This is a genomic window from Flavobacterium zepuense (assembly GCF_007097145.1).
Lineage (GTDB): Bacteria > Bacteroidota > Bacteroidia > Flavobacteriales > Flavobacteriaceae > Flavobacterium > Flavobacterium zepuense.
Genome location: NZ_VJVZ01000011.1, coordinates 180,095 through 202,606, shown reverse-complemented (window position 1 = coordinate 202,606; position 22,512 = coordinate 180,095). Strand labels below are relative to the sequence as shown.

Here is a 22,512-nt window from a genome sequence, read left to right as displayed (position 1 = left end):
GTAAAATCGGCCCTTGGTGTAGACCCTTCTATCGACGGATCGTTAAACGCGATGTTCTTCGACAAGTTCGAGATCGGTGCTACGTACAGGCTTGATGACTCTTTTGGCGGAATGGTAAACTATGCCATTACTCCAAACATCAGGATAGGCTATGCATACGACCATATCGTATCAGACCTGAAGGTAACCACCCCTGCATCGCACGAGTTCATGCTGTTGTTCGATTTGAACTTCCCGAGAAAAGTATCCCGTTCACCACGTTATTTCTAACCTATAGCGACACCCAAAGAAAAATAGATGAAAAATTTATACATTACCCTTAGTTTTATGCTGGCCACTACGGCATTAATGGCACAGAACAAAGACACTGAAACTGCTGATAAACTTTTTAGCCGTTTTGAGTATGTAGATGCTGCACAGGAGTATCTTAAACTGGCTAAAAAAGGCAAAGACCCATACGTATACAAGCAACTTGCAGAGAGTTACTACAATGTTTACAACAGTAAAGAGGCTATAAAATGGTATGCAAAAGCGGCAGAAAGTAAACAGGATGCCGAGACATACTACAAATATGCCCAGATGCTAAAGGCAGAAGGCAAGTACGAGGAGGCCAACAAGCAAATGGCAAAATTTGCAGAACTTGCACCAAAAGACCAAAGGGCAGTTTCGTTTAACGAAGACCCTAACTATCTGCCCAAATTAAAAAGCCAGACTAAGTTATTCGACGAAAAGATACTGGACATTAACGATAAAAAGTATGCCGATTTTGGTGGCGTATTAGGCAACGATGGTACACTGTATTTTGCCAGTTCACGTAATACATCGCGCAAAACCTATGGCAGGGATGAGCAGCCATACCTTGATATTTACCAGGCTACTTATAACAGCAATGGTACAATAAGCGAACCAACTACACTATCAGAACTTAATACAAAATACCATGATGGCCCGGTGGCAGTTACTGCCGATGGCAGCACCATGTATTTTGCCAGCGAAAGTTTTAGGGAAGGCGATTCAGAAAAAGAAAAAGGCCAGTCTAAAAGCCTTATCTATCTTTACAAAGCCACAAAAACCAATGATAAGTGGGGCAATGTAGTGGCGCTTCCTTTCAACGATAAAAAATGGAACACGGGTAACCCCGCTATAAGTAAAGACGGTAAAACGCTTTATTTCTCTTCAGACAGGAAAGGATCTGTTGGAGCTTCAGATATCTGGAAAGTAGAAGTTAAAGGCGGCAACAGTTATGGCGAGCCGGTTAACCTTGGCAAAAAAATAAATACAGAAGGCCGTGAGGGTTTCCCTTATATAACGGATGATAACAAACTATACTTTGCTTCAGAAGGCCACAAGGGCTTTGGCGCAATGGATATCTTTTTTGTAGACCTTAACCGCGATGGCGAGGTAGTAAACGTTGGTTTGCCTGTAAACTCTAAAGACGATGATTTTGCCTTTAGCTTTAACGTTCAAAAAAATGTTGGGTTCTTTTCCAGCAGCAAGGCCGGTAAAGACAACCTGTATATGGCACTGCCAATTTGTGGTGTAGAGGCTATTGTGTTAGTAAAAGACAGCAACACCGGCAAACCGCTTGCCAATGCCAGCGTTGCCATTTTAGACAGCAGGCAAAATATTATTGAAACCAAAACTACCGATGCTAACGGTAACCTAACCTATAATGTAGACTGTAATACTGCCTATACCCTGCAAACGGGTGCCGATGGCTACGAGAGCAGCAGCGTTAACCTGCCTAAAAACAGTGGTGGTACGGTAGACATTACAGCGAACCTTAAGCCTATAGAAAATATTATTGTAGATGGTAAAGTGGTGCTTAACAGCATTTACTTTGAGTTTGACAAAAGCAATATAACCAAGGAGGCTGCCTATGAGCTTGACAAGCTGGTACAGGCCATGAAAACCAAAAAGGATATTGTTATTATGGGTAAAGCCCATACCGATACCCGTGGTAGTGCAGAGTATAACCTTAAACTATCTGACCAAAGGGCTAAGGCCGTGGTGCAGTACGTTATCTCTAAAGGTATTGCTAAAGAAAGGATCAGCGGGCAGGGTTATGGCGAAAGCGAACCTAAGGTAAACTGTGGAGATAACTGTACAGATGAACAGCACGCTCAAAACCGCCGTAATGAGTTTATTATTGTAAAAGGCTCATAGTAAAATAATTACAACAAGAGTTATATAACAGCCCCTTATTGTAAGGGGCTGTTTGCGTTTAATTGGGTAAAATTTAAGATTTTGTTATTTTACATTTTGCTAACGCTTTATTAATTTTGTGTTAGTAAAATAGGTAAAACTATGCCCATAAATCTGACTGAGATTGACCGCGTTAAAACCATTACCAAAGAAGATTTCTATAACAATTACGTAAAAAAACAAAAACCTGTTGTTATAGAGCGCCTTACCGAAGACTGGCCGGCTTATGAGAAATGGAAACTTGAGTATATAAAAAACATTGCCGGAGACAAAACCGTACCCCTTTATGATGACCGTCCCGTGTCGCATAAAGATGGTTTTAACGAGGCCCATGCCAAAATGAAAATGGCCGAGTATATAGACCTCCTTCAGTCTAAGCCCACCAATTACAGGATATTTCTTTATAATTTAATGAAGGAAGTACCGTCGTTAAAAAACGATTTCCGTTGGCCGGATATTGGCCTAAAGCTGGTAAAACAACTACCCATGCTGTTTTTTGGCGGGGAAAATTCTAAGGTATTCATTCATTACGATATAGATTTCAGCAATATCCTGCACTTCCACTTTAACGGCAAAAAACGCTGCATCCTCTTCGCCCCAGATCAAACGCCGTACCTGTACAAAGTGCCGCACGCACTCATCTCCCGTGAGGACATTGACTTTGATAACCCTGATTTCGAAAAATGGCCTGCCCTTAAATATGCCCATGGCCTGGTGGCCGACCTAAGCCATGGCGAAATGCTTTACATGCCTGAGGGGTACTGGCACTACATGAAGTACCTTACACCTGGGTTTTCTATGAGCTTAAGGGCTTTTCCAAGAAAGCCGGCCAATCTTATGAAAGCCGTGTACAACATTACCGTAATGCGCTACTTTGATAATTTTATGAGGCGCTATAAAGGCCAGGATTGGATAGATTATAAAAATAAAATGGCAGTTGTTAATACCCACAAGAATTTGAATATACCGGTTAATTAGATAGCCAGATTTTTGGATGATTGGATTTTTAGACTACAACTACCAATTTGTAGAGACGTAGTTGTAAACGTTTGATATTACTTCACGATTGCCGTTTATTTTTTACATTTACACCGCAATGAACGAACCCTACAAATCATATTCGGTAGATGAGGCTAAGCGTAAACTGGAGTACTATTGCAGTTACCAGGACCGCTGCCATGAAGAGGTACACCAAAAATTAAGGAGCCTAAATATGATTCCGCAGGCCATAGATGTTATTATGGCACACCTTATTGAGCATAATTTTTTGAATGAAGAACGTTTTGCATGCAGTTTTGCACGGGGTAAATTCAGGATTAAAAATTATGGCAGGCGCCGCATTGTAATGGAGCTTAAGGCAAAGGGTATCTCAAAATATAATATAGATACCGCTCTTAAGGAAATAAACGACAACGATTATATCGATAGCTTTAATGCCCTTGCAGAGAAACAATGGCAAAGCATTGCCGAAAGAAATGTATTGAAAAAGAAAAAAAAGTTGGCCGATTACCTTCTGCGTAAAGGTTTTGAGAGTCATTTGGTATACGATAAAATGTCAGTTATCGATATAGAAGGCTAAACTATTTGTTTTTCATAAAATTTAGTTAAATTGGTGCATAGATACTAACCCTCATCTGCCCAAAAAAAGTTATGATTAAGAGCCTCTGCCTCATTTTCTTACTATTTACTACTTTATCATTTGCCCAGCGGCCCGACTATGATTTTGCGAAAGCCGAAAAGGAAACCCGCAGGCTCATTTACTCCTACCCGGATAGTGCATTACTGATTATTAAGCGCACTCTTGCTCAAAAAGGCAGTTTTCACGACACTATTTACGGTAATACCTACAATCTTTACGGTATGTATTTTGGCATGAAGGGCCAACCCGATTCTACTATTTACTACATTAAAAAATCGCTTACTTACCTTGATGGTTATCCTAAAAATAAGGTGCGCAGCTTAATGAATCTTGCTATTGGCTACAGGAATAAGAGCGATTACAAAACATCTATAGAATACCTTAGTAAAAGTATCGAACTCAACAAAAAGCAAAAAAATGAGGTGGGCGTTGCCATGGCCTATGGCGAACTGGCCAGTAATTATAATTATATGCTGGACTATAATAAATCTGTTGATTATCTGGTAAAGTCTATTGCCATTTTAAAAGCAGAGAAAAATACACGCCAGCTGCCTGCCGTTAAGCAAAAACTTGCCAATACCTACATGGCAATGGGCAACCTTAAATTTGCTATAGATCTCTACAAAGAATGCCTGCCGGAGTTTAAAGCTATTGGCATGCTTAAAAACTATTATCTTACACAGGTAAATCTGGGCGATGCATTACTAACATCAAAACAATATAGCGAAGCCGAAAAGGTACTCAACGAGGCGTTGAGTGGTTTAGCTAATTATGGCGATAAGGAAATGTTAGGTATTTGCTATTCTAAAATTGGCGCATTAAACTTTAGGCAGGGCCACACAACCAAAGCTGCAGCCACCTTTAAAAAAGCTTTTGATAATTTACAATACACAAAGTCCTATTGGCTAACAGGTATTGCAGGTATGTATATAGAGGCGTTAAATAAGCTTCAAAATTATCCTGAAGCCATGGCTGTTATCAAAAAAATCGACGCTATGAAGATCTTTAACCGCGCCAATAAAGAAGATCAGGTTAAATATAAAAATGCCGTTGCCGATACCTATAATGCAACTAACAACGATAAGGAAGCCATAAAGGCGTATCAGCACACTATAGATATTATGGATTCTATCGCTACCGATAAACAACAGGAGGCTATTAGAGAGGTGCAGGCTAAATTTCAGACAGAATTGCAACGCGAAAAAAATCTTGCGCTTGAAGCCAATAATAATGCACTCCAAAAAAATATAGAGATAGAAAAAAAGCTTAATGCTTTTTATATTTTTGGGGTTGTGGCACTTACTATTCTTATAATAGTGGTATCAAGAAGTTACTGGCTGCATGACAAACTGCAAAAAGAACAACTTAAAACGGCGGAAGCTGATAAGGTGTTGTTACAGCAGCAGCACCGCCATGAAGAGGAACTTATTAATGCTCAAAAAGAAATTATAGAAGAAAAACAACGCGAACTTACTTCTACAGCATTGCGTATGGCAAGTTACCAGGATAATATTAATAATATTATTGAGAGCAAAATTACTGATGCTGATGAGCTTAAAAAAGAACTTATACAACTGTCGCGCCAGCAGGATTACTGGAAACAGTTTGAAACCCGCTTTAACAGCCTGCATCCTGATTTTGCCCACTCGCTAACGCTGCAATTTCCTAAGCTTACTAAAAATGATATTGAGTTTTGCTCGCTTTTAAAACTTAACCTCTCAAACAAAGAAATTGCTGCGCTACTGCAAATATCGCACGAAAGTGCTATTACCAAAAAGTACCGCATTAAAAAGAAAATGGAATTTAACGACGATTCGGAATTTGAAAAACTGCTCATGGCAATTTAATCCTGCAAATGAAACTATTCCTGTTCCTGCTTTTTACCCTGCCCTGCCTCGCACAAAACAATGCACACGCATGCAGCGATTATTGGCTTAAAGCCGATTATACCGGCCTGCAACAGGCTAAAGATAAAGGCATAGCCGCGCAAACTATTATAAGCGAGGCCACAGCCCATGATACCGTAATTGCAAAGGCATTAACAACAGTAGGCATATTAAGGGATTTTGCAGGCAACCGCGAAGACGCTCTTAAACACTACAATAAAGCATTAAACCTGCTTAGCGATTATTCTGCACTGCAAATTTATGTACATATTAATGCCGCAATTGCATACGAGCAGTTAACTGATTATAAGCAAATGCTGCAAAGTGCCAATAAAGCACTGGCATTAAATAAAAAGAATGATAACCCGGTAAAACAGGCGCTTATTTACCAAACCATTGCTACGTATTACTTCCGTACCGATGATATGGGGCAATCGGCCAGCTATTTATTAAAAGGTATCAGCCTGTTAGAAAAGGCAAAGAACCCATGCTATATTCCGCTATTAAAGCTTAACCTTGCCAATACCTATATACAAACCAATAACTACGCCTTTGCTATAGATCTTTTTAAAGATTATCTTGAGAATAACAAAAGAGCAAAAGGCACCAAGGTATACACTATAGCTGTAGTTAATTATACCGAGTGCCTCATAGAGGTTAACCGGCTTGATGAAGCTTTTAGCCTCCTTGAAAATTCATTGCCCGATGTTGTAAAAGGTGGCGACAAAGAACTTGAAGCTGTTTTATACTACCGCCTTGCCAATTTAGAGAACCGCAGGGGAAAACTGGAAAGCTCATTAGGCTATTATAAAAAAGCCTATGCCATTTTAGGAGGTACCACATCGCGGTTTTCGGCCAATATATTTGGTGACTACCTTGATGTGCTTGATAAAGCCAAACGCTACAAGGATGCCACGGCACTTATGGCATCGTTTAAAAATTCTGAAGCCTACCGCAAGAGCACCACGCAGGACAGGTTTGAATATGAAAAGTCGGCTGCAGCCATTTATACCAAGACCGGCAACCTTAAAGAGGGCAACCGCGCGCTCACCGAGGCACTAAGGCTTTGCGACTCCTTGAGGCAGGTGGGCAATGGCCTGCAGGAGCAAAAAGTACAGGCTCAGTATCAAACAAAAGTGTTGGGAGATAAAAACCAAATGCTTAAAAAACGCCTTGACAGGGAAAACCTGCTTATTATACTGTATATAATACTAAGCCTTGCGGTAATTATAATAGGCTTTATGTACATACGAGGGTACAGGCTTAGGCACCGCCTTAATAAGGAAAGGTATAAAAATACGCTGGCAGATAAACTCCTCGCACAACAGCAACGCGATTATGAGCAGGAAATAAGCAACAATCAAAAAGCTATTATAGATGAAAAACAACGTGAAGCTACTTCTATGGCATTGCGGATAGCCAGTTTTTATGAAAATATAAATACCCTTTTAGATAAATTCAACAATTACGGCAGTGTTTCAGAAGTTAAAAAAGAACTGCAACAGCTAATAAAGGAAAAAGATTATTGGAAACAATTTGAAACACGTTTTAATAATCTTAACCCCGATTTTGCCACCGAGCTTAAAAATCGTTTCCCAAAGCTGACTAAAAACGATATTGAGTTTTGCTCGCTTGTAAAGCTTAAACTTTCAAATAAAGAAATTGCATCGCTCCTACAAATTTCTCACGAAAGTGTAATTACAAAAAAATATCGCATCAGAAAAAAAATGGAACTGGAAGAAGATGCCGATTTCGAAAAACTCCTTTCCGAAATTTAATTTAAGATTTCCTTAACAAGAATTTAAGAAAATGACCCAAATCTGATGTCCATTTTTGACCCTGTCTATGCATTTTGTCTATAAAATTTTCCGTTAATCTGTAACTTACTGATTATCAATTAATATCTATAAATAAAATTTATAGTTGTCTATATTTTATCTATTAACATTTCTTTAAGATTTAAAAAAATCGATGTTACTTTGTACCGTTGAGCAGCAATAATATGCATTTCATCGATAAAACATCCTTTTACTAATTACTAAATCTTAACACAAATGAAAATTAAAGTACGCACACTACAATATTAAGGCAGCCCCGCCCTAATGCTATTTTAATATAACATGCCCCCATTTATATTGACCGACGGAAAATTTTCTTACTAAAATAAGAAGATTATTAAAGGAGATAGAGTGGCAATTTAAACACCACAATATCATTCTTAAATATAAAATCTAATAGGGTTAACCCTGCGTTCACAAAAAAATTAGTTATGCCCCCATAACTACCAAATTTTACTAAAATGAAAAAATTATTTACCTTACTATTCTTAGTTTCCTTTGTTGGTTTTGCACAAAACCTTGCCACATGGAATACTACAACGCCCACAGTTTATGGAAGTAACATTACAGTAGGCACAATGACACCTGTTGGTGGAGTTTCGATTGAAAACAACAACTACGGACAAACTAACAGCGGCTCCGGTTACAGGGTTAACGGCTTCCAGACAGGAACAGCAAACAATCCTATTAGCTATGCAAAATATATAGAATTTACTATATCACCTGCAAGTGGCTACAATGCAACTCTTTCACAATTTAACTTTACCTATCTATCTCCAACCGGCAATAACGGCGCACAGAAATTGCAGGTAAGGTATTCTACAAGTTCTGCCTTTACCGGCAATGGTACACTATTAGGTACAGAGCAAACCCTTACACAGGGAGCAAACACTGCATTGAGCCTAAACTTTGGCAATATGCTGGTAATGCAAAATACTACACTATACATAAGGCTTTACATTTATGGACAAGGCAATACAGGTTATGGCGATTTTTATATTAGAAATACAAATTACCAAAACACAGCGGGTCCATCTTTAACTGGCACCGTCGCAAGCTCAACAGGTTTAATTGCTACTGCCGATGCTATTAGCACAACAGAAACTGTTGCTGTAAGCAACTTCAACATTTTATCTAATGATGTTGCTACCGGCACTACAATAAACACCGTAACTGTTACACAGCCTGCTACAGGCCAGGGTACGGTAACTTTAAATGCTAACAATACTGTAAACTACAATCCCGGTACCTTTAGCGGTACTACATCTTTTACTTATACAATTAAAAGTCCGGGTAATACCTATACATCTACCGCTACGGTAAGCGTAACTGTAACACCATTTGCAAGCCCTACAGCTAATGCAGATACTGCTACAACCGGCAAAAACATAGCTACTACAATAGATGTTCTTGCTAACGATACTGCCGGCAGCGGCACGTTAAATGGTGTAACTATTGTAAGTGTAACCAACGGTACTGCTACTGTAGATAGCTACAACAGGATTATTTTTACCCCTACAAATAATAGTACTGCAACCGGCGTTATTACTTATAAGGCTACTAATACAAATGGCAAATCATCGGCTAATACAACGGCTACAATAACTGTTGTAAATCCTACAGCACCAACCGTTGCTAATGACCCTGCTACAACACCAAAAAATACCGCTATCACACTTAACGTACTTGCAAACGATACATCGGGCAACAGCGCATTAGCATACCTTATCGTAAGTGTTGTTCCTCAGCATGGTACAGCGGTTATTAACGAAGATAACACCATTACCTATACCCCAACAAACGGTTACTTAGGTACCGATAGTTTTAATTACAGGCTTTATAATGCTTACGGGCTTTATGCTACTGGTGTTGTAAATATGACCGTGATAAACCAAACTACAACAGGAGCATTATGCGGTACTTACACTGTAGGTACAGGAGGTAACTTTACAACCATTACCCAGGCCATTAACTACCTTAACAATAACGGTGTACAGTGCCCGGTAACATTTTTACTTTCAAATGCACTTTATAATGAGGCAAGCGGCGAAAGCTTCCCTTTAACTATAAACCAATTTACAGGTACGTCATCTGTTAATACGGTTACTTTTAAGCCTGCTACCGGTAAGAACGTTACAATAAAAGCAAACGACATTACAATTAACAACAACAACTATCAGGCAGCTGCCATATTTAAATTAAACGGTGCCGATAACATAATATTTGATGGTAGTAATACAACAGGGGGTACATCATTAAACCTTACCGTATTTAATAACAACTCATTAAACTACCTTAACAGAACTGTATTTTGGGTAGCATCTAACAGCACGAACGGCAGTACAAACGTTACTATAAAATATACAAAAATAAGGCAGGGTGTTAAAAACCAGGGCGGTAAGTTTTGTATAGGTATCTATTCCGGTAATAATACCGAATCTATTGCAAATAACAATGTTGGCAACCATGACATTACTATGGGTAATGCGCTTGCAAACAACAGCGGGCTTACAGTACTGGCAAACGATTTTACTAATGTTAAACAGGGTATCTACATTCTTGGTGGTGCTTCAACAGGCTTATTTGCAACAAACCAGGTAATCCAGAAGAACGACCTTGGTTCTGAAACTAATGCAGAAACTATTATCCTGCCGGCCTACCTAAGTAACGTAAATGGCTTTGAGTATTCTGAAAACCAGATATATAACCTTTTAAGGGATACATCGGATGGTGGTTTAGCTTCTACAGGTATATATGTAGCTAACAACTCTCAAAACGGATCTATCGTTAAGAATAACATTAAAGAACTTACTAAAACAGCATCAGAAAATGGTGTATTTGCAGGTATCGCAATGGCTTCAACAAACGCAGCCTCAAACATTGTAATAGCTAACAACTTTATATACAATGTATCGGGTAATGCAAGCGGAAGCCTTGTACAAAACGGCTTTGGTATTTACCTGGCTTCGGGTGGCGGTTATAAAATTTACCATAACACGGTGGTACTTAACAAAAACCAAAACGGTAATGGTTATAGCGCTGCGCTACTAATAAACGATGGTATTACTGCAACAGATGTAAGAAATAATATTTTTGTTAATACACAAACAGCCGGTACAAGAAGGTGTGCCATCATACTTCTTAAAGCTACTAACGTAGCAACAAGTAGTGTGGTAACTAACCTTGATTACAACGATTATTATTCATCTGACAGGATAGGTTTCTTTGGCACAGGCCAAAACGATGCTAACAGCGCTAACTATATTACAACGCTAAGTGCCTGGAAAACGGCTACCGGCCTTGATACTAACACAACAGATATTAACCCTGTATTTGCCGATGCATCAGATCTTCACATAGATACTGCTAACACACAAAACACAGGTATCAACAACACAGGTACTCCGATTACTGTAGTTACTAAAGATATAGACGGACAAAAAAGAAGCGCTGCAACGCCAGATATGGGTGCAGATGAGTGGGGCCCGCTGGTTATACCGGCACCGGGATCTAACGCAGGTATTTACTGTGATTCATCTACAACATACAGCACTACACTTTGGCCTAACGGCACAAACTGGAGTAATGGTTTACCTTCAAGCGTTAAAGATGTTATTTTTAACAGCGACTTTACCCAAACAGGTGGTACATTTAACGCATGTTCTATTTACGTACTTGCAGGTGCAGATGTAATTTTTACAGGAAATTCTAATGCTATCGTTCAGCACAGTGTTAACGTGGCAACAGGCGCAACTCTTACTTTTAATAGCGGTTCTAACCTTCAACAGGTAGAGAACGATAAAAATGCTGGTACGGTTACCATTAAAAGAAAAGGTGGTTTCCTTAAAAGGCTTGATTACACTATGTGGTCTTCACCGGTTGTAGATTCAAGGACTTCAGGTTTCCAAACCATTGGCACGTTCTCTCCGTTTACTGCTGTAAACCGTTTTTATGAGTTTATGACTGAGTTAAACCAATACGCCTCTATAGCTACCCCGGCAACTACTAAATTTGCCTTAGGTAAAGGTTACCTTATACGTATGCCTAATGCTATAAACGGTACAACAAACAACGGTTACTACCAGGGTACTGCACGTTATACTTTTGAAGGTTCTTTTGAAGGTACTCCAAACAACGGGGTTATAAAATTACCTCTAAAATATTTTGCAGGTACAGATAAGAGCTTTAACGCCATAGGTAACCCTTACCCGTCGCCAATAAGCATAAGAGATTTCATCTCTCAAAACATAGATGTGATAGATGGTACGCTGTATTTCTGGAGAAAAACCAACGACCATACACAAACTACCTACTCTGCATGTAACTTAGAGGCCTATACTGCAAATGCAGCTCCGGGCGGGACAAGTGCTGATGGTAACACTGCAATTACAGATCCTTATACTATAGATGCCGATAAAGGTGTACTTAATACAGGCCAGGGCTTTATTGTAAAAGCTCTTACAACTGGTAAAGAAGTGGTTTTCAGGAACAATATGCGTGTTAAGAACAATTCAACTTTCTTCTTTAAAATGGGTCAGGATACACAGGAGGATGAAACAACTTCTACCGAAGCACCGGGCCGTATGTGGATCAACATTACCAATACATCGGGCGACTTTACACAGGCCGTTGTAGCATACAACCCTGCAACATCTTTAGATTATGATAATGGTTATGACGGAAAAGTATTGACAGCCGGAAATATTAGCTTATATTCGCTATTACAATCAGAATCAGAGCCTTTACAGTTAATTATACAGTCTCGTGGTAACTTTGTTGCTACCGATAAAGTAGCTCTTGGCTTTAAAGCAGACCTTGCAGGTAACTTTGAAATTGCATTAGACCACGTAGATGGTGTATTTGCCGCAGGACAGGAAGTTTATGTTGTAGACAGGCTTACCGGTACAACAAATAACATTACTAACAGCAGCTATGCATTTACAACTGAAATTGGCACGTTTGATAACCGTTTCGAGCTTGTATATGCTCCGCAAGCACAGTTAGGTACAGATACACCGGTATTAAATGCTAAAGAACTGGTTGTATACCGCAATGGTAAACAAATAAACATACAAGCACCTGCTAACATGAAAGCGGTTACAGTATATGATATTCTTGGCAAAACCCTTTTCACTAAAGGAAATGTAGATGCCACAGACTTTGCTACTACCGATATTAATGTAGCCCAGCAGGTATTAATAGTACAGATAACCATGGAGAGTGGCCAGGTTATTTCAAAGAAAATTATGGTTAACTAATCATAATGTTTTAGTAATTTTTTAGTTGGATGTAGCCCCGGGACGTAGTAAACCCCGGGGTAAACTAAAAATTAAAAATTTTACTATACTAACAATAAAGCCATTAACGTTAGGTAATTATGCCTTACCTTTGGCTAACAGTAACTTTATAATGTTTATCATTATAATGTTTTAGTAATTTTTTAGTTGGATGTAGCCCCGGGACGTAGTAAACCCCGGGGTAAACTAAAATAAAAATCTAAATAACACTGCAACAGCAGTATATATAAACAAAGCCCCGCTAAGATTTAGTGGGGCTTTTTATTTTAAAAAGTAACTTAGTAACTTTGCAACTCTGCCACTTTAAACTTTAAGACTTTCGACTTTACGACTTTGAAACCACCACACTAACTGCATTACCGCCAAAGCCTACTGCATTAACCAGTATCTTTTTAAGCGGCTTACCTGCCTGTTGTGGCATAAATGGCGAAGGTATAAAGTGGTTGTGCTGTAGCATTAATACAGCAAATTCAAGGCTTAGCAAGCCCGAAGCGCCAAAGGTATGGCCTATCTTCCACTTGTTGGTGGTAAGTAGCGGCAGGTTAGCACCGAAAACCTTTTGCAGCGCAGCATATTCAGATGTATCGCCTTTAACCGTGCCGGGGGCATGCATTACAACAGCATCAATTTCAGCAAGATCGACACCTTCCAATGCCATGCGCATCGATTTTTGCATGCAATCTGCTTCCGCAGAGATGGATACGCTGTGCTGTAAAACCTCGGTAGCATAGCCTATACCTTCTATATATGCCAGTGCACCAGGCACATGCCCAACCTCCAGGCATGCCATACCGGCGCCTTCGCCCAGCACCATGCTGCTTTGGGTTTTAGCAAGGTCTAAAGCACGGCAGGGGTAATCGCCATCAATGTCGTTAGAATATATCTTCATGGCCTGCATCTGGGCAATGGTAAAGGGCGTTAGCGGTGCCTCACTGCCTCCTACAAGGAACTTAGTGGCCATACCGGCACGCAGCCATGCCACACCGTTTAAAAGCGCGTGCAGCGCCGTAGAACATGTAATAGAATGCGATATTTCAGGGCCGGTGCTCTTAAGATCGTGCGCCACCCAACTGGAAATATTGCCCAGCGTAGTAGCCGGCGATGCCTGTACCGCTGCCTTACCTGTGCTCAAAAATTCTTCTAAATGATTCTCAAACAGCTCTGTAGCACCACGGGAAGAGCCTACGTTAATACCAAAAATATCATCCTCATTCCAACCGGCCTTTGCAACAGCCGCCCTTGCGGCAAGCAGCGCATATAAAACCGATTTGTCTACATTTTTATAGTGTTGATTACTGTTTTTTAGTTCGTTAACCTGTGCGGCAAGCTCTTGAGATAGTGCCGCCGCAGGTACATTTTTACCGCCTATCAACGTACTTTTTATTAGCGATTTGGAAGTTAAATAGCTCTCCCAAACACTGTTAGGATTGTCACCCAACGGCGAAAAAGATGCTATAGATGTAATGGAAACAGGTGTTGCCAAAGTAGTATTATTTTCTGCAAAAGTACGCCAAACATAAAAACAGGGCGGTTATGCAACCCGTAAAATTATGTGTATCACAAAATTACAGTATGTTGTTAGTATATAGTTTCAACTGCTTCTGTTACATTTTCATAAATGGCAGTTAAATGCTCATCGCTAATAATATAAGGTGGCAAAATGTACACAATATTGCCTACCGGCCTTATAATGATACCTTTGCCTATAAAAAAATCGTACAGTTTATTACGGAAATTACCATAATAATCTTCATTGCCCTCCCGTGTAATTTCCAGCGCCAGAATAACGCCCAGCACCCGTACCGTTTTAACCCTTGGGTGCTTTTCAATCGCCGACTTAAACGCTAAATGCCTGCTGTTTACGCGTACAATATTAGTTTGCATCTCACTGGTATTCAGCAATTCAAGGCTTGCCAATGCGGCCGCACAGCCCGTAGGGTTAGCGGTAAAGGTATGCCCGTGGAATAACGCCTTATTAACATCATCATCATAAAAACCATCAAAGATTTGCTGCGTAAAAGTAGTGATAGCCATAGGGATAGTGCCGCCGGTAAGGGCTTTACTAAGGCACATCATGTCCGGCTGGGTGGTAAGGTAGTCGCAGGCAAAGGTTTTACCCGTTTTACCGAAGCCTGTCATTACTTCATCCGCAATGGTAAATACCTGATTGTCATTACATATAGTAATCAAAGTATCTAAAGCCTCAGGCTCATACATAACCATACCGGCCGCCCCCTGAACCAAAGGCTCAAAGATAAAAGCTGCATATTCACCGGTGGTAACTAACTGTTTCAGAGCATCTAAACTCGCCTGCTCGTTACCTTTGGTCGGTACAGGAATGCGCGCTACCTCAATCAGCGAACCGCGGAATGCCTCTGTAAAGAACGAGATACCACTGGCAGCCATCGCCGCAAAGGTGTCGCCGTGAAAACCGTTCTCAAAAGCGATAATCTTTGTGCGTTTAACTCCCTGATTGTAAAAGTATTGTAATGATGCTTTAATAGCTATCTCTACAGCAGTCGACCCGTTATCGGAAAAAAACAGCTTCTTTTGATTGCTTGGAAGCAAAGCCATTAGCCTCTGCGCCAGCGTGGTAGCAGGCTGGTGTGTAAAGCCGCCAAACAGTACATGCTCTAATGTAGTGAGCTGTTTATAAATGGCATCAGCTATATATATATTGCTGTGCCCAAATGGGTTAACCCACCATGAAGCTATGGCATCTATATACTGTTTGCCGTTCTCGTCCCACAACAGGGCACCTTCGCCATGGGTAATGGCAATGGGCGTTGCGGCCGTTTTATGCTGGGTATACGGGTGCCAAAGGTACTGATTATCAATCTCTAACAGCCCCCTGATCCCCAAAGGGGGAATTTCCTCTGTATGTTCTAAATCTTTCAATCTTAAATATTTAAATTGCTTAAATTCAATAAATTACCCCTAAATTCATCCGCATATTGTGCTATTACATTAGCATCAAAGTAGGGTTCATTCTCAATCCTGCCTATCAGGGTTAAACCTGTCTTGTTCAGGATGATATCCTCGGTAGATGGCATAGCATCGCCGTTAAAAATAATCCCGGCAATGGCAATATTGCGTTGCTGTAAAGCATTTATAGTCAGCAATGTATGATTGATGCTACCCAAATAATGGCGCGACACCACAATAACTTTATAGTCCGGGCGTATCAAATCTATAATGGTATCCTCCGCATTAAGCGGAACAAATACACCCCCCGCCCCTTCTATAACCAGGTGGTTATTAGTCTCAGGTTCAGTAATTTGACTAATATTTATAGTAACACCATCAAGTTCTGCGGCCAAATGCGGGCTTGCGGGCGTGTTTAGCGCATAGCTATTCGGGTGGAAAACCGTCTTATTATTACTTACGTATTTCTTAACCTTATGACTGTCAGAATCTTGAAGGCCGCCCGCCTGTATTGGTTTCCAGTAGTCGGCTTCCAGGGCCTGGGTAACAATGGCTGCGGCAATGGTCTTACCAACATCGGTACCAATGCCGGTTATAAATAATTTCATGTAGTATTTTTATTATATTTCTTGCTGCAAAAAGGCTTAATATTTCACTTTCGGACTCTGAGTTACGCTATTTTACACATTTTTATAAAGTCCAAAAATACAAAATAGTTTGGCGCGTATTTTTAAAGAAAGTATGCCTGCATAGTTTTATCATAACATGAACTTTATTTTAATATAATATTATAATTACCCCACTACAGATTTACTAATTTTGAATGGAAACATTTAAAATTTAACATGTTTTTACTGATATGGAACTAAAAGTACCTAATTACATCAAAACGGTTTTTATAGCGCTGCTCATTATCATAATTGTGTTCTTTATGATCGTAGCAAAAGCTATACTCGTGCCGCTGCTCATATCGGGCTACATTGCCATGCTACTCACATCGTCATGCAATGCTCTGGAACGCAGAAAGATACCGCGCTCGTTAAGCGCAGCCATTTGCCTCCTCATCTTTGTAGCATTTATTGGTGGCATTTGTTTGCTAATTTACCTGCAGGTGCGTGGTTTTATGAACGACCTGGGCGATGGCCTGGCGACAAAACTCAACGAGTTTGTTATAATGGCCAACAAATGGGCGATGGACAACTTTGGGTTCGACTTTGGGATGCCCCACGGCTTCGAAATGAAAAAAGCGGTAGAGATAGTACAGCCGGAAGAAGGCGGTACCACACAGCTGGTCTTCAGTACGCTTAACACACTCTCTAACATTATATTACTACCCGTTTTTATTTTCTTTTTGCTTATATACCGCGACCACCTTGCCATATTTGTAACCAAAGTGTTCAGCAAACAGGATAATACATTCCTGTTAGACAAATTAACTTCCATACGCAAAATTGTACACTCTTATATAATGGGCGCCGGTAAGGTAATGCTCATCCTTGCAGTAGTTAATACATTAGTCCTGTTTGCGTTAGGTATAAAACACGCCATATTTTTTGGGGTATTGGCAGGCATGCTCAACATCATTCCATACCTGGGGCCATCGCTGGGGGCTATACTACCCTTTTTGTTTGCACTTATAACTAAAGATAGCCTGTTTTACCCCGTAGCCGTTGTTGTGGCTTTCACCTTTATTCAGCTGTTAGAAGGTGCCGTATTAACCCCTAAAATAACGGGTGGTAACGTTAGCCTAAATGCATTGGTTACCTTTTTAGGGCTGCTTATAGGTGGTGCTATATGGGGTATACTGGGCATGATATTAATAATACCTACCATTGCCATACTTAAAAAACTCTTTGAGTTAAGCCCTGATACCCAGCCTTATGCCTATCTTTTTGGCGAGGAAGACAGCCACTGGTTTAAAAAACGGGAACGAAAGACCCAAAGGGCTAAAGCACAAAAAGAAAAAAATAAGGAAAGCGATACCAAGGTTGAGAAGATCATGAAGAAGGGAGAGTAGCCGCCAACAGCTCTAACACCTGTGTTATATGCTCTTTTGTAGTATACGAGTGCAGGCAAAACCTTAATCGCTCCTGTCCTAAAGGCACCGTAGGCGATAATATGGCCTTTACCCCAAAGCAGTTTTGTTGTAAAACTGACGATATATTACGTGCATTTTCGTTACCCGGCACTATAGCACAATGTATTGCCGATGTACTATTTATGAAGCTTTTCAGTTCCAGCCGTTTTACTTCCTGCTTAAAAAAACTGATGATATCTTTCAGCGTATTCCGCTCGCTATGTGACTGCTCTAAATAGTTGTAGGATGTGAGTATAGTGGCCAACGAATGCGGCGGCAGGCCGGTAGTGTAAATAAAGCTACGGGCAAAATTTACCAGGTACTCTTTTAAACAGCAGGAGCCAAGCACGGCAGCACCGTGGCAGCCCAACCCTTTACCAAATGTAACAATACGGGCAAATACTTTGTCCTGTACCTGCAGGCTTTGCACCAGCCCCTCGCCTTTTATGCCAAAAACTCCCAAGGCATGGGCTTCGTCTACCACCAGCAGGCAGTTGTACTTTTGGCACATATCGGTTAGAACTATCAAATCGGGGCTATCGCCATCCATAGAAAAAACCGACTCGGTAACTACATAGATCTCGCCCTCCATACCTTTCTCCCTAAAGCGCTTTATAGCCTCTGTAAGCTTCTCAATATCATTATGGGCAAACTTGTAGGCCGCGGCATTGCTAAGGCGCAGGCCGTCGCGTATAGAGGCGTGTATGTACTCATCATACAATACGATGTCGCCTTTTTGCGGCACGCTCGAAAAGAATCCCACGTTAGCATCATAGCCCGAATTGAAGATCAGAGCGCTCTCTACGTTATGAAATGCCGCCAGGTACCGCTCGGTTATGGTATACAAGCCGTGGTTGCCCGATATAAGCCGGGATCCTGTAGCGCCGTTATGGGTAATGTTGTTTTTAAGGAGGTAGTTGTGAGCACCCTCAAAGATTTGCCGGGATGCAGAAAACCCCAGGTAATCATTACTGCTAAAATCTACAAGGGTGGTACCGCAACCTAACTGGCGCAATGCACCGGCCTGGTTACGCTCCTGCAATTTTGCGGTTAACACCTGCGGAAAAACTTTCATATATCAAAAATACACAATTTTTAGAACTGGCAATTTTGCAATAAATATTATTTTTCAACTATTTTTTATTGTTTTTCGATAATTTATATATATTTGCTGAATCTAAAATCAACCACCATGAAAAATATCAGGTTTCTTAATTGGGCTCTCATTGTATTTATGGGCATCTATATTTTAGGCATATTTCTCAGTTTTTATTTAATCTGGGATTCTGCCATAATCCGCAACTCATACAAAATGTACGGGTATATCGGTTATGTAAATATACTAATGGGCTTTCTTTTTCTCTACGGCTTGTACCAAATACAGCGATCGATAGCAGCATCAATTGAAAGCAACTTTTTTAGCTTTAAAAGTGCCATATACTTAAAGCGGGGCGGGTATGTTCTTTTAGCTTACACCATAATAGCAACAATTAAAACCATTCTCCTGATGGATGTAATGAAAACGGAGATCTTAATCAGTAACTCTTCAGAACATGGCGTGCTTTTTATAGTAAGCATTGGGCTATTAGCTGTAGCGGACATCATTAAAAACGGTACCCGAATTAAACAGGAAAACGACTTAACCATATAAATCATGCTAAAAATTAAACTACTCAATGCACTGCTCATAGTGCTTATAGCAATAACGCTCTTGTTTACCATTACAATGGTAGTGATATATATTTCCTCACCAACAATGAGAGCAACCTTTTCAGATTCTATTTATACACACATTGCATTGTGCATTATCTTTTTCTATGCGCTACTGTTTATAAAGCAGTCGCTTACCTACTTTATAAAGCACAATTATTTTAATGATAAAAGCACACTTTACCTACAATGGGGCGGTTACACGCTATTGATTTTTACTGTAATGGCAGCTGTGGAAAACTTTTTACAAATAGAATCAATTGAAACCGAAGACCTTTTTATTGATGCAATATTCTTAATAACCTTTTTTAGTATTAGCATTGGCATTTTGGCTGTAGCCGATATTGTAAAGAACGGCACACAAATTAAACAGGAAAATGATTTAACTATATAACTATGAGAAATTTATCAATACTCAAAACCCTTGCCTCTATATTGTTTGTATTATGTATGATAGGGATATTTTTTGGGGTACCCTGCATTTTAATGGTAATCTTTTTACCGGGCAGCATCCCCTTTAAAATTAATGGCGAACCCGCCGGTGCCGCAGGTGTAGAAACCATTATATTGTTATTTGCTGTAGCTGCCGGCTTTGGCTTTTTTACTTATGCGCTATACCTCTTTAAAAAAGTATTGGAACTTTTTGAAAAGAAAAAGATATTTCATGATGATGTTATTAAGAACCTGAACCAGATAGGCAAGGCTATTATAATAGGTTATTTTATAATTTCGGTAGCTTATATTTTTCATCAACTACTAATTGGAAAATCTATAGAAATATCTACTAACGCCATTACCGACACCCTACTAACCCTTGGCTTGGGGCTCTTTTTCATGGTACTTAGCGAGGTGTTCCTCATAGCAAAAGGCTTAAAGGAAGAAAACGACTTAACTGTATAGGATATGAAACATAATCTCAATGTTATACTAATTGCACTGCGTTTGGTAATTGTGGTTGCAGCATGTATGGCCGGCTACAATTTTATTTGCTGCGGCTTTGCCTTTGTTTATCCGGATAATGCCCTGCTGTTTTTAAATCATAATTTTACACCTTATCATGCTGCTTTAAAATACGACAATTCTGAGGCGTTTTTCATGCCTTACTATTTAGCTTGCTACGGTTTGCTGCTCACCTATTTTACCCGTGTTTTGATAAGCTTACGAAAGTGCTTTGTAAAGCTTAAGAAAGGTGAGATCTTTTATGAGGAACAAGCACGCGAATTTAAGCGTGCGGCAGAAGGTACACTTATATTTGCCAAATGCAGGTATGTGCTTGTGTGTGCTTTTGGAGCCATTTTTTTTAGGGCATTACAGCTTTTTGTAACAGAGATACCTGTGTTTTTACTAATTTACCTTATAGGCAAGCTGGTATTGGTGTTGCACCACATGGCAGAAAAAGGTGCCTTTTTGCGCGAAGAAAACGACTTAACCATTTAGCCTATGCCCATAATTATAAACCTTGATGTTATGCTGGCAAAACGCAAAATGCGCAGTAACGAGCTGGCCGAAAAAGTGGGCATAACCACAGCCAACCTTTCCATATTAAAAACGGGTAAGGCAAAAGCCATCAGGTTTAGCACCCTTGAGGCTATTTGTGAGATACTGGACTGCCAGCCCGGCGATATTATGGAGTATATAGATGAGAATAAGCTGTAGCCACCACCGGGCAGTGTATAAGCCATACAGCATCTGCTTTGGTCGCATCTAAAAGGCCGGTATTAAGTGCCACGGCAATTTGTCGGGCTACGTCCAGGGCTTCGCGTTTAGAGGAGTACTGCGCTATAGTTAGCGGGGCACCGGCAGCTGGCCACAGGTTAACATCATAAAAAAGCTTGTTACCCGTGCTTCTAATGTTTTCGCTCTCATAACGCTGGTAAAAAACCGATACATATTCGGTTTCAGGCAGTTGCTTCCATTTGCCTGTATGTAGCGGCCCTAACTTAACTACCGCCTTATAGCGATTGGTTACCGCATTAAGGTATATAAGGTTTTCTACAGCCAGCAACACGCTAAGATAAAGTACAACAGGTAACATACAAACTGCGGCCTGCACATAAATAAGCTTGTTTAACAAAAGCTCATTGTAATAAAAATACCTATAAATTATAACGAGGCATACCGCACCCGCCAGCAAGCACAACACGCTTAAAAGCCTGTCGCGCAACACAAAGTGCGATTTACCTATTATAACAGTACTCCCCATAATATGTTTGTTATGTTAAAAGTAGCAATAAAACGTGAATGAAGGTTTATGTACAGATATTTTATATCCGCACCCACTATTTAACTCCAAATTCAGTCTTCACTTCACATTCGGCTCAAGCCGAAAATTATTACTATCCTACCACCCCTGACTAAAGTTTTGAGCATCATACCCTACAGTATCACGGGTATATGTTGCCCATGGCCAAGCCACGGAATTCAATTGCTTAAATCGGCTTTAGACAAATATAATGTTTTGCTGCTATTCTATTACTGGTAAGGTATTTGTAAGGTTTTCAACACAACAAATTTCCTTACCATGAAAAAACTAATACTATTCTTGCTATTACTTGCAACGCAAGCCATAAATGCCCAGGTAAATCTTACTTTATTTAACAATACAAGTAGTGACTTAGATGGGCTTATATTAAACAAAAGCATCATTATAGATCCTATAAAAAGAGGCTCATCTATTACAGTACAGGTTGATAACATCAATGTGCTTGAGGGGCAAGCCTACCTTAACTTATCTATGGGCTACGACAAACCCATCCCGAGCCACCATAAAAATGCGAATGTTACGTATACTAAAATAGCCACACAGGGTAACTACACTGTAACCATAAATGCAATAGCCGACCTTTGGGGTAAACGCAGTTTGATACTTAGCCCGCAAAGCAACAGTGCTCCATGTGGTAATGAATTACCTAAGAGCGTAAACAACAGGCAATAA

Annotated in this window: 19 protein-coding genes; 14 read left to right on the top strand and 5 right to left on the bottom strand. The window is 40.1% G+C overall.

Translation table 11 applies throughout. From position 1 onward, the window contains the following. The 7 genes from FMM05_RS16610 to FMM05_RS16580 all read left to right on the top strand — a co-directional run. The coding region (locus tag FMM05_RS16610) for a type IX secretion system membrane protein PorP/SprF (RefSeq protein ID WP_143374537.1) at window positions 1–270 on the top strand (270 nt) is incomplete at its 5' end. Window positions 271–297: 27 nt separating this feature from the next. Then, a complete protein-coding gene (locus tag FMM05_RS16605; RefSeq protein WP_143374536.1) occupies window positions 298–2,166 on the top strand; it encodes an OmpA family protein in 1,869 nt (622 codons plus the stop codon). Window positions 2,167–2,307: 141 nt separating this feature from the next. Further along, window positions 2,308–3,183 carry a cupin-like domain-containing protein gene (locus FMM05_RS16600; RefSeq protein ID WP_143374535.1) on the top strand — a complete coding sequence of 292 codons (876 nt, stop codon included), beginning with the start codon at window positions 2,308–2,310 and terminating at the stop codon, window positions 3,181–3,183. A 118-nt stretch (window positions 3,184–3,301) separates the two neighbouring features. Continuing rightward, window positions 3,302–3,784, top strand: coding sequence for a regulatory protein RecX (locus FMM05_RS16595; RefSeq protein WP_143374534.1), 483 nt, complete (start codon window positions 3,302–3,304; stop codon window positions 3,782–3,784). Between the two features lie 71 nt (window positions 3,785–3,855). Continuing rightward, window positions 3,856–5,691 carry a tetratricopeptide repeat protein gene (locus tag FMM05_RS16590; RefSeq protein ID WP_143374533.1) on the top strand — a complete coding sequence of 612 codons (1,836 nt, stop codon included), beginning with the start codon at window positions 3,856–3,858 and terminating at the stop codon, window positions 5,689–5,691. An 8-nt stretch (window positions 5,692–5,699) separates the two neighbouring features. After that, the gene (locus FMM05_RS16585) at window positions 5,700–7,508 is read left to right on the top strand and encodes a tetratricopeptide repeat protein (protein ID WP_143374532.1); all 1,809 of its coding nucleotides are present in this window, start codon (window positions 5,700–5,702) and stop codon (window positions 7,506–7,508) included. Between the two features lie 521 nt (window positions 7,509–8,029). Continuing rightward, entirely contained in the window at window positions 8,030–12,826 is a 4,797-nt protein-coding gene (locus tag FMM05_RS16580) for an Ig-like domain-containing protein (RefSeq protein ID WP_143374531.1), read from the top strand. 364 nt (window positions 12,827–13,190) lie between these two features. On the opposite strand, the gene FMM05_RS16575 is transcribed toward FMM05_RS16580, so the two are convergent. From FMM05_RS16575 to bioD, 3 genes are all read right to left on the bottom strand, one after another. After that, on the bottom strand, window positions 13,191–14,348 hold the full coding sequence (locus tag FMM05_RS16575; protein WP_143374530.1) for a beta-ketoacyl synthase N-terminal-like domain-containing protein: 1,158 nt from the start codon (window positions 14,346–14,348) through the stop codon (window positions 13,191–13,193). Window positions 14,349–14,443: 95 nt separating this feature from the next. After that, window positions 14,444–15,763 carry an adenosylmethionine--8-amino-7-oxononanoate transaminase gene (gene bioA / locus FMM05_RS16570; RefSeq protein WP_394345155.1) on the bottom strand — a complete coding sequence of 440 codons (1,320 nt, stop codon included), beginning with the start codon at window positions 15,761–15,763 and terminating at the stop codon, window positions 14,444–14,446. A gap of 2 nt (window positions 15,764–15,765) precedes the next feature. Continuing rightward, a complete protein-coding gene (bioD, locus tag FMM05_RS16565) occupies window positions 15,766–16,398 on the bottom strand; it encodes a dethiobiotin synthase (protein WP_143374529.1) in 633 nt (210 codons plus the stop codon). A 251-nt stretch (window positions 16,399–16,649) separates the two neighbouring features. On the opposite strand from bioD, the gene FMM05_RS16560 reads away from it, so the two are divergent. Beyond that, entirely contained in the window at window positions 16,650–17,807 is a 1,158-nt protein-coding gene (locus FMM05_RS16560) for an AI-2E family transporter (protein WP_143374528.1), read from the top strand. On the opposite strand, the gene FMM05_RS16555 is transcribed toward FMM05_RS16560, so the two are convergent. After that, the gene (locus FMM05_RS16555) at window positions 17,788–18,942 is read right to left on the bottom strand and encodes an aminotransferase class I/II-fold pyridoxal phosphate-dependent enzyme (RefSeq protein ID WP_143374527.1); all 1,155 of its coding nucleotides are present in this window, start codon (window positions 18,940–18,942) and stop codon (window positions 17,788–17,790) included. The genes FMM05_RS16560 and FMM05_RS16555 overlap by 20 nt on opposite strands. A gap of 117 nt (window positions 18,943–19,059) precedes the next feature. Here FMM05_RS16555 and FMM05_RS16550 point away from each other — a divergent pair, with 117 nt between their 5' ends. Genes FMM05_RS16550 through FMM05_RS16530 form a run of 5 tightly spaced genes read left to right on the top strand, consistent with a single transcriptional unit; the run spans window position 19,060 to window position 21,233 of the window. Continuing rightward, on the top strand, window positions 19,060–19,518 hold the full coding sequence (locus FMM05_RS16550) for a DUF2975 domain-containing protein (RefSeq protein WP_143374526.1): 459 nt from the start codon (window positions 19,060–19,062) through the stop codon (window positions 19,516–19,518). 3 nt (window positions 19,519–19,521) lie between these two features. Then, on the top strand, window positions 19,522–19,971 hold the full coding sequence (locus tag FMM05_RS16545; RefSeq protein ID WP_143374525.1) for a DUF2975 domain-containing protein: 450 nt from the start codon (window positions 19,522–19,524) through the stop codon (window positions 19,969–19,971). 2 nt (window positions 19,972–19,973) lie between these two features. Further along, window positions 19,974–20,477: a DUF2975 domain-containing protein gene (locus FMM05_RS16540; RefSeq protein WP_143374524.1), complete on the top strand. Its 504-nt coding sequence runs from the start codon at window positions 19,974–19,976 to the stop codon at window positions 20,475–20,477. A gap of 3 nt (window positions 20,478–20,480) precedes the next feature. Continuing rightward, a complete protein-coding gene (locus FMM05_RS16535; protein ID WP_143374523.1) occupies window positions 20,481–21,014 on the top strand; it encodes a DUF2975 domain-containing protein in 534 nt (177 codons plus the stop codon). Window positions 21,015–21,017: 3 nt separating this feature from the next. After that, window positions 21,018–21,233 (top strand): helix-turn-helix domain-containing protein, encoded by a 216-nt coding sequence (locus FMM05_RS16530; RefSeq protein ID WP_143374522.1) that lies wholly within the window; start codon window positions 21,018–21,020, stop codon window positions 21,231–21,233. Here FMM05_RS16530 and FMM05_RS16525 read toward each other — a convergent pair. Next, complete coding sequence (locus tag FMM05_RS16525; RefSeq protein ID WP_143374521.1) at window positions 21,202–21,780, bottom strand: hypothetical protein; 579 nt, start codon at window positions 21,778–21,780, stop codon at window positions 21,202–21,204. The genes FMM05_RS16530 and FMM05_RS16525 overlap by 32 nt on opposite strands. 318 nt (window positions 21,781–22,098) lie before the next feature. Here FMM05_RS16525 and FMM05_RS16520 point away from each other — a divergent pair, with 318 nt between their 5' ends. Continuing rightward, complete coding sequence (locus FMM05_RS16520; protein WP_143374520.1) at window positions 22,099–22,512, top strand: hypothetical protein; 414 nt, start codon at window positions 22,099–22,101, stop codon at window positions 22,510–22,512.

Coding starts and splice junctions, on each gene's coding strand:
- FMM05_RS16560 (WP_143374528.1), top strand. CDS start 16,650: ATGGAACTAAAAGTACCTAATTACATCAAAACGGTTTTTATAGCGCTG.
- FMM05_RS16540 (WP_143374524.1), top strand. CDS start 19,974: ATGAGAAATTTATCAATACTCAAAACCCTTGCCTCTATATTGTTTGTA.
- FMM05_RS16580 (WP_143374531.1), top strand. CDS start 8,030: ATGAAAAAATTATTTACCTTACTATTCTTAGTTTCCTTTGTTGGTTTT.
- FMM05_RS16605 (WP_143374536.1), top strand. CDS start 298: ATGAAAAATTTATACATTACCCTTAGTTTTATGCTGGCCACTACGGCA.
- FMM05_RS16525 (WP_143374521.1), bottom strand. CDS start 21,780: ATGGGGAGTACTGTTATAATAGGTAAATCGCACTTTGTGTTGCGCGAC.
- FMM05_RS16600 (WP_143374535.1), top strand. CDS start 2,308: ATGCCCATAAATCTGACTGAGATTGACCGCGTTAAAACCATTACCAAA.
- FMM05_RS16555 (WP_143374527.1), bottom strand. CDS start 18,942: ATGAAAGTTTTTCCGCAGGTGTTAACCGCAAAATTGCAGGAGCGTAAC.
- FMM05_RS16595 (WP_143374534.1), top strand. CDS start 3,302: ATGAACGAACCCTACAAATCATATTCGGTAGATGAGGCTAAGCGTAAA.
- FMM05_RS16590 (WP_143374533.1), top strand. CDS start 3,856: ATGATTAAGAGCCTCTGCCTCATTTTCTTACTATTTACTACTTTATCA.
- FMM05_RS16530 (WP_143374522.1), top strand. CDS start 21,018: ATGCCCATAATTATAAACCTTGATGTTATGCTGGCAAAACGCAAAATG.
- bioD (WP_143374529.1), bottom strand. CDS start 16,398: ATGAAATTATTTATAACCGGCATTGGTACCGATGTTGGTAAGACCATT.
- FMM05_RS16520 (WP_143374520.1), top strand. CDS start 22,099: ATGAAAAAACTAATACTATTCTTGCTATTACTTGCAACGCAAGCCATA.
- FMM05_RS16545 (WP_143374525.1), top strand. CDS start 19,522: ATGCTAAAAATTAAACTACTCAATGCACTGCTCATAGTGCTTATAGCA.
- FMM05_RS16585 (WP_143374532.1), top strand. CDS start 5,700: ATGAAACTATTCCTGTTCCTGCTTTTTACCCTGCCCTGCCTCGCACAA.
- FMM05_RS16535 (WP_143374523.1), top strand. CDS start 20,481: ATGAAACATAATCTCAATGTTATACTAATTGCACTGCGTTTGGTAATT.
- FMM05_RS16550 (WP_143374526.1), top strand. CDS start 19,060: ATGAAAAATATCAGGTTTCTTAATTGGGCTCTCATTGTATTTATGGGC.